Raw genomic sequence first — 13,457 nt, 5'->3', positions numbered from 1 at the left:
CGGCAGGCCCCTATAGCTCAGTCGGCAGAGCGTCTCCATGGTAAGGAGAAGGTCAACGGTTCGATTCCGTTTGGGGGCTCAAAACCAGAGGCCCTCCGTCACCAGACGGAGGGCCTTCGGCATTTCTGGACCGGCTTCTACTGCTTGAGCGGCTCAGGGATCCGCAGCGTCAGGATCGCCATGTCGTCCGACGCGGGCTCCGCCGCGAACCGCTCCACGGCCCGCAGCACACGTGCCGCGACCGCGCCGGCCGTCAAGCCCGTACAGGTCCCCAGCACTTCCGCCAGGCCGTCGTCCCCCAGCATCCGGGTGCCCTCACGCCGCTCCGTGACGCCATCCGTGACGCACAGCAGCACGTCCCCCGGAGCCAAGGTCACCGTCTCCTCGTACAGCTCCAGCTCCTCCATCACACCCAGCAGCGGCTGTGGCTCCGCGGCCGGCTCCACCGTGCCGTCCTGGCGCAGCCGCAACGGCAGCGGATGCCCCGCGCACACCACCTTCAGCACGGCGCTGCCGTCCTTCTGCGGCCGCAGCTCCCCGTACAGCAGCGTCAGGAAACGGCTCCTTGGGCCCTCGTCGAGGATCGCCGCGTTCAGCCGCTCCAGCACCGCGGGGCCGCCGAGGCCCTCGCGAGCCAGCAACCGCAGCGCGTGACGGGCGAGGCCGGTCACCGCCGCCGCCTCCGGCCCTGTGCCGCACACGTCGCCGATCGCGAAGCCGTACGCCCCGCCCCCCGATCGGGAACAGGTCGTAGAAGTCGCCGCCCACCTCGTTGCCCTCGCCGGCCGCCCGGTAGATGACGTCCACCTCGACCCCGGGCACCTGCGGCAGCCCCGGCGGGAGAAGGCTGCGCTGCAGCGACTGGCTGATCGCCGTCCGCTCGCTGTACAGCCGCGCGTTGTCCAGGGCCAGCGCCGCGCGGCGGGAAAGGTCCTCCGCGAGCTCCAGGATCTCCCGGCGGAAGCGGTCGTCCGACGGCCTCCCCAGGGTCAGCATGCCGATCACGCGGTTGCGGGCCACCAGGGGCAGCACCACCGTCTCACCGCTCACCGCGGCCGCCGTCGCCAGCGTCGTACCGATGCCGGAGGACAGCGGCGGCGACGCCCCGCCCAGCTGCCGGCGCGACGCCTCCAACGCCGCGCGCTGGGCCGCCTGGGCGGGCGCGCTCCACGGGCGGGCGCCCGGAGTCGGCTCCGGGTCCGGCGGGGCGATGCCCGACAGCAGTTCCTTCAGCCCGTCGATGCGCTCCTCGTCCTCATGCAGCACGTACGAGAGGTACGGGTCCGAGGACTGGTCGGCGATCGTGTACACGGCGCACCACGTCGCCAGCGTGGGGACCGTCATCTGGGCCATCAGCGCCAGCGTCTGGTCCCGGTCCAGCGTGCCCGCCAACAGGTCCGAAGCCTCCACCAGGAAGCTCAGGGAACCGCGGCGCAGCCGCTCCAGCTCGCCCAGGCGGGCCGACTCGACGGCGAGGGCGATCCGGTCGGCGGCGAACTGCAGCCGCAGGGCCTCCTCGTTGGCGTAGCGGCCCGGTGACTCGGCCGCCACCCCCAGGGAGCCCGTCAGACGGCCCTCCACCTTGAGGGGGACCGTCACGACCGAACGCATTCCGGTGCCGTTCAGCAGCGGGACCGCGCCCGGTACCGCCGGCAGGTCCTCGTGCACGGTCGGCATGCGGGCCGAGGCGTACCGGCTCGTCCCCGCCTCCACCGGGACGCGCGCGAAGCGCTGACGGGCGGAGGGGAGGCCGGTCGTAGCGCGGACCTCCAGCTCCGTCTCGTCGTCCGTCGCCAGGAGCAGGAAGGCGGCGTCCCCGTCGAGCATGTCGCGGGCCCGCTCCACCGTGCGCTGCAGGAGGCCGTCCAGGTCGTCCGGGGCGGGGGAGCCGATGAACACCTCGAACGGGTCCGTCGTGCGCCCCTCGCCCGCCGAGTCGCCGCCCGTCGCGCGGGGCGGGGTCTGCAGGACGGCGCGCTCGTGGTCGCGCACCAGCAGGCACACCGTCGACGGCTCGCCGTGCGTGTCGCGGACCCGCAGGTGGGAGGCGTACACGGGGATCACGCGGCCGTGGGTGCCGCGGACGCCGTAGCTGCCCTCCCAGCGGGACAGCCGCAGTGCCTCCGCCAGGCCCGTGCCTGTGCCCGGGGTGTGCGGCCAGGCGGCGAAGTCGCCGAGCTGCTTGCCGACCGCCTGGTCCGCGGAGTACCCGAAAAGGTGCTCCGCGTCGTCGTTCCAGGCCGTGATGGCGCCCGAGCCGTCGGTCTGGACGACCGCGACCCGGACGCGCTCGTCCGCGACGGGCAGCAGGTCGGCGGGGAGGGCGGGGCCCGCGTGGCGGGTGCCGACCGGGCGTTCCGGAAGGTCGAGCTGGAACCAGACGTGCTTGCGGGAGGAGGAGTACTCGACGCCCCAGCGGGTGGCCAGGGCGGCGCACAGGAGCAGTCCGCGGCCGTTCTCCCGGTCCGGTGCCGGAGCGGGCCGGGCGGTGCCCTGCAGGGGGACCTCGCGCTCCGGGTAGCGGTCCGCGACCTCGACCCGTACGCCGTGTTCCGTGCGCAGGCACATGACGTCGGCCGCCGTGCCGGCGTGGATCACCGCGTTGGTGACGAGTTCGCTGGTCAGGACGACGGCGTCGTCGACGACATCGGAGTACCCCCACCCTTGCAGGGTGTCCCGGACGAAGGTCCGGGCGGTCGCGACCGCCCGCCCCACGGGTTCGAAGGTGGCAGCCGCCCGCGCGGTGATCACAGAACTCCTCGTAAGCGTCTCGGCGCCCGGCTCCGCCATGATCGGCCCACCCCTCCCGGTACCCGGCCGTGCGGCCGCACCGCCCCCGCCGGGCGGACCGGGGCGGTTGGACAGCCGCATGCCAGGTTACTTACCTTCACAGTCCGGGCGGGTGGTGGTCACGGCTGTTTCCGTCCCCAGGGGGCGGGGACGTTATGCGAAGCTGCCGAACTGTTATGGCCAGGCCCGCTCCCGGTGGAAGACTGGGAGGGCATCCGGCGGCGGACGCCGCGAGGGCCGCGGCCGGAGAGGCACCCGGAGCACGAGCCCGAGGAATACGGTCAACCCCTGCGGGAGGGACACGGTGGAGTCTGGCGTGGCGACGCGGGGCGGTAGCACGCGCGCGAAAGGCGGACGGTCCCGGAGCAGCGGAACCGTCGAGGTGGACGCCGCCGCACTGGAGCGGCTGCTGGGGGCCCTGGTCGCGATGCGGGACGGGAACTTCCGCAAACGGCTCACGGTCACCGGCGAAGGGACGATGGCGGAGATCGCCGCCGTCTTCAACGAGGTCGCCGACCGCAAGCTGCACCTCACCGGCGAGCTGGCGCGGGTCCGCAGGGTCGTCGGCCGCGAGGGCAAGCTGTCGGAGCGGCTGGAGGTCGGTGCCAGCGAAGGCGCCTGGGCCAGCGCGATCGAGGCGGCCAACGCCCTCGTCGACGACCTGACCAGGCCCGTCTCCGAGGTCGGCCGGGTGCTGTCCGCGGTCGCGGACGGCGACCTGGAGCAGCGTATGGAGCTGCGGTCCGAGAGGTCCGGCGGTGCGGGGCGGCCGCTGCGGGGCGAGTTCCTGAAGGTCGCCCGGACCGTCAACAACCTCGTCGACCAGTTGTCGTCGTTCACCGACGAGGTGACGAGGGTCGCGCTCGAGGTCGGTACGGAGGGCAAGCTCGGCGGCCAGGCGCAGGTGCGCGGGGTGTCCGGTTCGTGGAAGGACCTCACGGACTCGGTCAACACGATGGCGTACCGGCTGACCGCGCAGGTCCGGGACATCGCCCTGGTCACCACCGCGGTGGCCAAGGGCGACCTGTCGCGCAAGGTCACCGTGCACGTGGCCGGCGAGATGCTGGAGCTGAAGAACACCGTCAACACGATGGTGGACCAGCTGTCGTCGTTCTCCTCCGAGGTGACCCGGGTCGCGCGGGAGGTCGGCACGGAGGGCGAACTCGGCGGGCAGGCCGAGGTCCCCGGCGTCGCCGGCGTGTGGAAGGACCTCACCGACTCCGTCAACACGATGGCGGGCAACCTCACCTCCCAGGTGCGCGGCATCGCGGAGGTGACGACGGCGGTGGCCAACGGCGACCTGTCGCAGAAGGTCACCGTCAGCGCGCGCGGCGAGGTCGCGCAGCTCGCGGACACCATCAACCAGATGACGGAGACGCTGCGCACCTTCGCCGACGAGGTGACGCGGGTGGCGCGGGAGGTCGGGGTCGAGGGGCTGCTGGGCGGCCAGGCGCAGGTGCCGGGTGCGGCGGGCACGTGGAAGGACCTGACGGACTCGGTCAACACGGCGTTCCGGAACCTGACCGGTCAGGTGCGGGACATCGCGCAGGTGACGACGGCGGTGGCCAACGGGGACCTGTCGCAGAAGGTCACGGTGGACGTGGCCGGCGAGATGCTGGAGCTGAAGAACACCGTCAACACGATGGTGGACCAGCTGTCCGCGTTCGGCTCCGAGGTGACGCGGGTGGCGCGGGAGGTCGGGGTCGAGGGGCTGCTGGGCGGGCAGGCGCAGGTGCCGGGTGCGGCGGGCACGTGGAAGGACCTGACGGACTCGGTCAACACGGCGTTCCGGAACCTGACCGGTCAGGTGCGGGACATCGCGCAGGTGACGACGGCGGTGGCCAACGGGGACCTGTCGCAGAAGGTCACGGTGGACGTGGCCGGCGAGATGCTGGAGCTGAAGAACACCGTCAACACGATGGTGGCGCAGCTCTCCTCGTTCGCCGACCAGGTGACGCGCATGGCGCGGGACGTGGGCACGGAGGGCCGGCTCGGCGGCCAGGCGCGGGTGCCGGGGGTGTCCGGTACCTGGAAGGAACTCACCGACTCCGTCAACTTCATGGCCGGCAACCTCACCTCGCAGGTGCGGCAGATCGCCCAGGTGACGACGGCGGTGGCGCGGGGTGACCTGTCGCAGAAGATCGACGTGGACGCGCGCGGGGAGATCCTGGAGTTGAAGAACACCATCAACACGATGGTGGATCAGCTCTCGGCCTTCGCCGAGCAGGTCACCCGGGTGGCCCGGGAGGTGGGGACCGAGGGGCGGCTGGGTGGTCAGGCGCAGGTGCCGGGGGTCGCCGGGGTGTGGCGCGACCTGACGGACTCGGTGAACAGCATGGCGGGGAACCTCACCGCCCAGGTCCGCAACATCGCCCAGGTGGCCACGGCGGTGGCGCGGGGTGACCTGTCGCAGAAGATCGACGTGGACGCGCGCGGGGAGATCCTGGAGTTGAAGAACACCATCAACACGATGGTGGACCAGCTCTCGGCCTTCGCCGAGCAGGTCACCCGGGTGGCCCGGGAGGTGGGGACCGAGGGGCGGCTGGGTGGTCAGGCGCAGGTGCCGGGGGTCGCCGGGACCTGGAAGGACCTGACGCAGTCGGTCAACTTCATGGCGAGCAACCTCACCTCGCAGGTGCGGCAGATCGCGCAGGTGACGACGGCGGTCGCCAAGGGCGACCTGTCGAAGAAGATCACGGTCGACGCGCGGGGCGAGATCCTCGACCTGGTCACCACCGTCAACACGATGGTCGACCAGTTGTCGAACTTCGCGGAGGAGGTCACGCGGGTGGCGCGGGAGGTTGGCACCGAGGGCATCCTCGGGGGCCAGGCGCGGGTGCGCGGGGTGACCGGCATCTGGAAGGACCTCAGCGACAACGTCAACGTGATGGCGAACAACCTCACCTCGCAGGTGCGCAACATCGCCCGCGTGTCGTCGGCGGTCGCCAACGGCGACCTGACGAAGAAGGTGACGGTCGAGGCCCGGGGCGAGGTCGCGGAGCTGGCCGACACGGTCAACACGATGGTGACGACGCTGTCGTCGTTCGCCGACGAGGTCACGCGGGTGGCGCGCGAGGTCGGCACGGAGGGCGAGCTGGGCGGCCAGGCGCGGGTGCCGGGGGTGTCCGGTACGTGGAAGGACCTCACCGAGTCGGTGAACTCGATGGCGTCCAACCTGACCGGTCAGGTGCGGCAGATCGCGGCCGTCACGACCGCCATCGCCAAGGGCGACCTCACCAAGAAGATCGACATCGACGCGCGCGGCGAGATCCTGGAGCTGAAGAACACCATCAACACGATGGTCGACCAGCTCTCGTCGTTCGCGGAGGAGGTCACGCGGGTGGCGCGGGAGGTTGGCACCGAGGGCATCCTGGGCGGCCAGGCCCGCGTACGGGACGTCGACGGCACCTGGCGGGACCTCACCGAGTCGGTGAACGAGATGGCCGGGAACCTCACGCGGCAGGTGCGCGCCATCGCCGCCGTCGCCACGGCGGTGACGCGCGGCGATCTGAACCTGAAGATCGACGTGGACGCGTCCGGGGAGATCCAGGTCCTCCAGGACAACATCAACACCATGATCGCCAACCTGCGTGACACGACCCTGGCCAACGAGGAGCAGGACTGGCTGAAGGGCAACCTCGCCCGGATCTCCGGCCTGATGCAGGGCCGCCGGGACCTGGACGACGTCGCGTCGCTCATCATGAGCGAGCTGACGCCGGTCGTGTCGGCCCAGCACGGCGCCTTCTTCCTGGCGGTTCCGGCCAGCGGCGGGTCGGCGGAGCCGGGAGGCGGGGACGACGGCGCGTACGAGCTGCGGATGCGTGCCAGTTACGGCTACTCGGCCGGGTCGATGCCGACGTCGTTCCGGCCGGGCGAGACGCTGATCGGGACGGCGGCCGAGGAGAAGCGGACGATCCAGGTGAACGTCCCGCCGGGTTACCTGAAGATCTCCTCGGGACTCGGGGAGGCCGCGCCGGCGCACGTGATCGTGCTCCCGGTGCTGTTCGAGGGGAAGGTCCTCGGAGTGATCGAGCTGGCGTCGTTCCAGCCGTTCACGCACATCCAGCGGGACTTCCTCAACCAGATCGCCGAGATGATCGCGACCAGCGTCAACACCATCAGCGTCAACTCCAAGACGGAGGTGCTCCTGAAGCAGTCCCAGGAGCTGACGGAGCAGCTGCGGGAGCGGTCGGCCGAGCTGGAGAGCAGGCAGAAGGCCCTGCAGGACTCCAACGCCGAACTGGAGGAGAAGGCCGAGCTGCTGGCACGGCAGAACCGCGACATCGAGGTGAAGAACACCGAGATCGAGGAGGCGCGGCAGGTGCTGGAGGAGCGGGCCGAGCAGCTCGCCGTCTCCATGCGCTACAAGTCCGAGTTCCTGGCGAACATGTCGCACGAGCTGCGCACCCCGCTCAACTCGCTGCTGATCCTCGCCAAGCTGCTCGCCGACAACGCCGACGGCAACCTGTCGCCGAAGCAGGTGGAGTTCGCCGAGACCATCCACGGCGCGGGGTCCGACCTGCTCCAGCTGATCAACGACATCCTGGACCTGTCGAAGGTCGAGGCGGGCAAGATGGACGTCAGCCCGACCCGGATCGCCCTGGTGCAGCTGGTCGACTACGTGGAGGCGACCTTCCGGCCGCTGACCGCGGAGAAGGGCCTCGACTTCTCCGTACGGGTCTCCCCGGAGCTGCCCGCGACGCTCCACACGGACGAGCAGCGGCTGCTGCAGGTGCTGCGCAACCTGCTGTCCAACGCGGTGAAGTTCACCGACACCGGGGCGGTCGAGCTGGTCATCCGCCCGGCGAGGGCGGACGTGCCGCGGTCGATCCGGGAGCAGCTCCTGGAGGTGGGTTCGCTGCGCGATCCGGACGCCGCTCTGATCGCGTTCTCGGTGACCGACACCGGCATCGGGATCGCCGCGAGCAAGATGCGGGTCATCTTCGAGGCGTTCAAGCAGGCGGACGGCACGACGAGCCGCAAGTACGGCGGCACGGGGCTGGGGCTGTCCATCAGCCGCGAGATCGCCCGGCTGCTGGGCGGCGAGATCCACGCGGCGAGCGAACCGGGCCGCGGTTCGACGTTCACGCTGTACCTGCCGCTCCACGTCAACGAGCTGCCGCCGCACGGGTACGGCTCCGCGGCGGACGCGCCGCGGGACCCGCATGCCCGTACGGCCGACGAGGCGGTGACCGGCGGACCGGACGCCGTGCCCGCGGCGGCCCCGGCCGGGCCGCCGGCGGACGACCGCCAGGCGGGTGCGAGCGCGCTGTTCCGGCACCGCCGCATGGCGGCGGCCGCGGCGGAGGCGCGCATGCGGGCCGAGCGGGACGGCCGGCGGGCCGCGGGGCCGGGACGGGAGGCGGACGGGCAGCGCCGGACGTTCCGGTTCGACGGCGAGAAGGTGCTGATCGTCGACGACGACATCCGCAACGTCTTCGCGCTCACCAGCGTGCTGGAGCAGCACGGCCTGTCGGTGCTGTACGCGGAGAACGGCCGGGAGGGCATCGAGGTCCTGGAGCAGCACGACGACGTGACGGTCGTCCTGATGGACATCATGATGCCCGAGATGGACGGGTACGCCACGACGACGGCGATCCGCCGGATGCCGCAGTTCGCGGGGTTGCCGATCATCGCGCTGACCGCGAAGGCGATGAAGGGCGACCGGGAGAAGGCGATCGAGTCCGGAGCGTCGGACTACGTCACCAAGCCGGTGGACCCGGACCACCTGCTCGCGGTGATGCACCAGTGGATGCGCGAGAAGTGACGGGGGTGGACGATTTTCGACAATGAGCCAATCGGCAGTTGCCGGAGGCGTGTGAGGGCGGTCTGTTCGGGGAACCTTCTGGTCTCTCGCCACGTTTCCGTTACGTGCACAGTGACATCGTGGTGACAGGGTGTGGCGACGGGCGGGGTGCGGCTACCATGACCGGCACAAGGACGGACGGCGCAAGGGAGTCGTCCCCTGGGGCGGCGCCCGGCCAACCGCCGGGGCGAGGAGGACGGGCCATGGTGCAGAAGGCCAAGATCCTCCTGGTCGATGACCGGCCGGAGAATCTGCTGGCGCTGGAGGCGATCCTCTCCGCGCTCGATCAGACGCTGGTGCGGGCATCGTCAGGGGAGGAAGCGCTCAAGGCGCTGCTGACGGATGACTTCGCGGTCATCCTTCTGGATGTCCAGATGCCGGGCATGGACGGTTTCGAGACCGCCGCCCACATCAAGCGGCGGGAACGCACGCGTGACATCCCGATCATCTTCCTGACCGCCATCAACCACGGCCCCCACCACACGTTCAGGGGGTACGCCGCGGGCGCGGTCGACTACATCTCCAAGCCGTTCGACCCGTGGGTCCTGCGTGCCAAGGTCTCCGTGTTCGTCGACCTGTACATGAAGAACTGTCAACTGCGCGAACAGGCCGCCCTGCTCCGGCTCCAGCTCGAGGGGAGCGACGGCGGCCAGGACGGTGCCGCGGCGAAGGAGTCGGCGGGTCTGCTCGCCGAGCTGTCGGCCCGGCTCGCCGCCGTCGAGGAGCAGGCCGAGGCGCTGTCGAAGCAGCTCGACGACGAGTCCGCCGACGCCGCGGCCGTCGCCACCGCCGCGCACCTGGAGCGCAAGCTGACGGGGCTGCGGCGGGCGCTGGACGCGCTGGAGCCCGGTACCGCGGGCGGCGGCCCCGCCCTTCCGGTCTGACCCGTCCCCGCGTACGGGGCGCCGCGCACCCCGCCCGCCGCGGGAGCGACACGAACGGGTGAAGAGCTCGGACGCGTGTCCCGCGCCGCCCTCACCGGTAATCTCACCCCCATGGCCTCACGTACGTCCGGCAAGGGTCCCCACGGCACGGCGGGCACCGCGAAGCCGCGCGCCGCGGGCCGTACGAGGGGCGCCGCGCGGAAGGCGGTGCCCGGCAAGCCGTCCGCCGGGAAGACCGGCGCCAAGCAACCCGCCCCCGCCAAGAAGGCCGCGGCGAAGAAGGCGGCCACCAGAGCGGTGCCCAAGGCGGCACCGTCCCCCACGGCCGGTGTCTACCGGGTCGTCCGCGCACTCTGGCTCGGCCTCGCCCACGCCGTCGGCGCCGTGCTGCGCGGCGTGGGACGCGGCGCGAAGGGGCTGGACCCCGCCCACCGCAAGGACGGCCTGGCCCTGCTGCTGATCGGCCTGGCCCTCGTCGTCGCGGCCGGCACCTGGGCCGGCCTCCACGGACCGGTCGGCGACCTCGTCGACATGCTCGTCACCGGCGCGTTCGGCCGACTCGACCTGCTCGTACCGCTCCTCATCGGCACCATGGCCGTCCGGTTGATCCTGCACCCCGAGAAGCCCGAGGCGAACGGGCGCATCGTCATCGGTCTGTCCGCCCTGGTCACCGGTGTCCTCGGCCAGGTCCACATCGCCTGCGGCTCACCGGGTCGCGACGAGGGGGCCCAGGCCATGCAGGACGCGGGAGGTCTCGTCGGCTGGGCCGCCTCCACCCCGCTGATCTTCATGACGGGCGAGGTGCTCGCCGTCCCGTTGCTCGTCCTGCTGACGGTCTTCGGCCTGCTGGTCGTCACCGCCACCCCCGTCAACGCCATCCCGCGGCGGTTGCGGGCGCTCGGCGAGCGGCTCGGCGTCATCGAGTCGTACGAGGAGTGGGGCGACGACGACCGGCGGTACGACGAGCAGTGGCGTGAGGGCCTGCCCGCGCCCTCCCGCCGCCGCGGCCCCGCGGCCGGGGAGTACGGTCCGGAGCCGGCCGGGGAGGAGGCGCCCGCCCCGCGCCGGCGCCCGCGTACCCGCAGAGGGCCGGGCACCGGCGAGCCCGGGTCCGGACGGACGCCGGACCCCGTCGACGTCGCCGCGGCCGTGGCGGCGGACCTCGACGGCGCCGTGCTGAACGGCATGCCGCCCTCGCCCCTGGTGGCCGATCTGACCAGGGACGTCACCGCGGACCGCGACCGGGCCGGCACCGGCGCGGCGCGCGCCCGGGACCGGGGCGAGCCGGGCGGGGTCCCCGCCGCCGTGCCCCCGGCGCGGGAGGGGGCGGACGGCGGGGCCGTACCGGACCTGACCAAGCCCGCGCCCGTGCGGGACGCGGCGGAACCGATGCCCGCACGGGCCGAGCAGCTGCGGCTGGCCGGGGACGTGACGTACGCCCTGCCCTCCCTCGACCTGCTGGAGCGGGGCGGTCCGGGCAAGACGCGCAGCGCCGCCAACGACGCCGTCGTCGCGGCCCTGCGCACCGTCTTCTCCGAGTTCAAGGTGGACGCCGACGTCACCGGCTTCACCCGCGGCCCGACGGTCACCCGGTACGAGGTGGAGCTCGGCCCGGCGGTGAAGGTCGAGCGGGTCACGGCGCTGACGAAGAACATCGCGTACGCGGTGGCCAGCCCCGACGTGCGGATCATCTCGCCGATCCCCGGCAAGTCCGCCGTCGGCATCGAGATCCCCAACACCGACCGCGAGATGGTCAAGCTCGGCGACGTGCTGCGGCTCGCCGACGCCGCCGGGGACGACCACCCGATGCTGGTCGCGCTGGGCAAGGACGTCGAGGGCGGCTACGTCATGGCCAACCTGGCGACGATGCCGCACGTGCTGGTCGCCGGCGCCACCGGGTCCGGCAAGTCCTCGTGCATCAACTGCCTCATCACGTCGGTGATGACGAGGGCCACACCCGAGGACGTCCGGATGGTGCTCGTCGACCCCAAGCGGGTCGAGCTGACCGCGTACGAGGGCATCCCGCACCTGATCACGCCCATCATCACCAACCCCAAGCGGGCCGCCGAGGCGCTCCAGTGGGTCGTGCGGGAGATGGACCTGCGCTACGACGACCTGGCGGCGTTCGGGTACCGGCACATCGACGACTTCAACACCGCCGTGCGCAGCGGCAAGCTGAAGACACCCCCGGGCAGCGAGCGCGAACTCCAGCCGTACCCGTACCTGCTGGTCATCGTGGACGAGCTGGCCGACCTGATGATGGTCGCGCCGCGCGACGTCGAGGACGCCATCGTCCGCATCACGCAGCTGGCCCGTGCCGCCGGCATCCACCTGGTGCTCGCCACACAACGGCCCTCCGTGGACGTCGTCACCGGCCTCATCAAGGCCAACGTCCCCTCCCGCCTCGCCTTCGCCACCTCCTCCCTCGCCGACAGCCGCGTCATCCTCGACCAGCCGGGGGCCGAGAAGCTCATCGGCAAGGGGGACGGCCTGTTCCTTCCGATGGGCGCGAACAAACCGGTGCGCCTCCAGGGGGCCTTCGTCACGGAGGAGGAGGTCGCGGCCGTCGTGCGGCACTGCAAGGAGCAGATGGAGCCCGTCTTCCGAGACGACGTCACGACCGGGACGAAGCAGAAGAAGGAGATCGACGAGGAGATCGGCGACGACCTCGACCTGCTGTGCCAGGCGGCCGAACTGGTCGTCTCCACGCAGTTCGGCTCCACCTCGATGCTCCAGCGGAAGCTGCGTGTCGGCTTCGCCAAAGCGGGCAGGCTCATGGATCTGATGGAGTCGCGGAACATCGTCGGCCCCAGCGAGGGCTCCAAGGCGCGGGACGTCCTGGTGAAACCGGACGACCTGGACGGTGTGCTCGCCTCCATCCGCGGCGGGGACGGCTCCTGACCCGGCCGTGTCCCACCCGTAAGGCAACCGTGAGCAACCGTTGTCCCGGACTGCACGTCACAGGGGAGGAAGGAGCGGACAATGGTGGTCCCCGCAACGCGGGCGGCGGCCATTCCGATGGCGTACAAACCACGTCCGCCCGGTTGCCCCACCCTTTCGCACCACCCGTAGACTGAACCTCCGGCAGGTGGTTACACGCTCGAAAGGCGCCCTCGTGTCCATCGGCAACGCCCCCGACGGCAACTCCCCCGCAGACGACCGGCCCCCGCTCCCCGAGGACGATCGGCCCTCGATCGGCCGTGCGCTCCGCGACGCACGCCTCGCCGCGAACCTCACCGTCGAAGAGGTCAGCCACTCCACGCGTGTGCGCGTCCCCATCGTGTACGCGATCGAGGAGGACGACTTCTCGCGGTGCGGCGGCGACGTGTACGCCCGCGGGCACGTGCGGACGCTCGCCCGGGCCGTGGGACTCGATCCGGCGGCCCTGGTCGAACAGTACGACGCGGAGCACGGCGGCCGTCCCGCCCCCACCTCCGCCGCGCCCATGTTCGAGGCGGAGCGGATCCGCCCGGAGCGGCGCCGGCCCAACTGGACCGCCGCCATGGTCGCCGCGATCGTCGTGGTGGTCGGTTTCGCGGGCTTCACCCTCTTCGGGCAGAACGGCGCCGGCACCGGGTCCGGGAGTGCGGCGTCGGGGCAGGCCTCGGCCCGTCCCCCGAGCCAGGCGCCCAAGCCGGCGCCGTCCAAGCCCGCGCCGATCGCCTCGGAGAGCGCGATCGCGGCCGTCCCGCAGGACAAGGTGACGGTGAAGCTCACCGCGATCGACGACAAGAGCTGGATCTCGGCGAAGGCCCGCGACGGCAAGCTCCTCTTCGACGGCCTGCTCGAGAAGGGCGACTCCAAGACCTTCCAGGACGACGAGCGGCTCGACCTCATCCTCGGCAACGCCGGGGTGATCGAACTGTTCGTGAACGGCAAGAAGGTCCAGGACGAGTTCGCCCCCGGCCAGGTCGAGCGGCTGACGTACACCAGGGGCGACCCCGAGGTCGGCTGACCGCCCGGCCCCGTCCGCCGCA

General features: G+C 71.7%; 4 protein-coding genes, 1 tRNA gene and 1 pseudogene. 5 read left to right on the top strand and 1 reads right to left on the bottom strand.

From position 1 onward, the window contains the following. Positions 1 to 6 precede the first annotated feature (6 nt). Positions 7 to 79 (top strand) — tRNA-Thr (locus LUW75_RS04490). Positions 80 to 137: 58 nt separating this feature from the next. Here LUW75_RS04490 and LUW75_RS04485 read toward each other — a convergent pair. Then, positions 138 to 2,790 (bottom strand): annotated as a pseudogene (locus tag LUW75_RS04485) (SpoIIE family protein phosphatase). A 427-nt stretch (positions 2,791 to 3,217) separates the two neighbouring features. Between LUW75_RS04485 and LUW75_RS04480 the strand changes: the two are divergent. From LUW75_RS04480 to LUW75_RS04465, 4 genes are all read left to right on the top strand, one after another. Continuing rightward, positions 3,218 to 8,557, top strand: coding sequence for a HAMP domain-containing protein (locus LUW75_RS04480; RefSeq protein WP_250337540.1), 5,340 nt, complete (start codon positions 3,218 to 3,220; stop codon positions 8,555 to 8,557). Between the two features lie 242 nt (positions 8,558 to 8,799). Then, a complete protein-coding gene (locus tag LUW75_RS04475) occupies positions 8,800 to 9,480 on the top strand; it encodes a response regulator (protein WP_250334475.1) in 681 nt (226 codons plus the stop codon). A 111-nt stretch (positions 9,481 to 9,591) separates the two neighbouring features. Then, positions 9,592 to 12,381 carry a DNA translocase FtsK gene (locus LUW75_RS04470; protein WP_250334474.1) on the top strand — a complete coding sequence of 930 codons (2,790 nt, stop codon included), beginning with the start codon at positions 9,592 to 9,594 and terminating at the stop codon, positions 12,379 to 12,381. 214 nt (positions 12,382 to 12,595) lie between these two features. Next, entirely contained in the window at positions 12,596 to 13,435 is an 840-nt protein-coding gene (locus LUW75_RS04465; RefSeq protein WP_250334473.1) for a helix-turn-helix domain-containing protein, read from the top strand. The last annotated feature ends 22 nt before the right edge of the window (positions 13,436 to 13,457 follow it).

The sequence above is a fragment of the Streptomyces sp. MRC013 genome (genome assembly GCF_023614235.1).
Lineage (GTDB): Bacteria > Actinomycetota > Actinomycetes > Streptomycetales > Streptomycetaceae > Streptomyces.
The sequence above is the reverse complement of the archived record's forward strand: the minus strand, read 5'-3'. Positions and strand labels throughout refer to the sequence as shown.

What these genes read in the sequence shown, in the direction of transcription:
- LUW75_RS04470 (WP_250334474.1), top strand. Translation starts at nt 9,592, where the DNA reads ATGGCCTCACGTACGTCCGGCAAGGGTCCCCACGGCACGGCGGGCACC.
- LUW75_RS04480 (WP_250337540.1), top strand. Translation starts at nt 3,218, where the DNA reads ATGCGGGACGGGAACTTCCGCAAACGGCTCACGGTCACCGGCGAAGGG.
- LUW75_RS04475 (WP_250334475.1), top strand. Translation starts at nt 8,800, where the DNA reads ATGGTGCAGAAGGCCAAGATCCTCCTGGTCGATGACCGGCCGGAGAAT.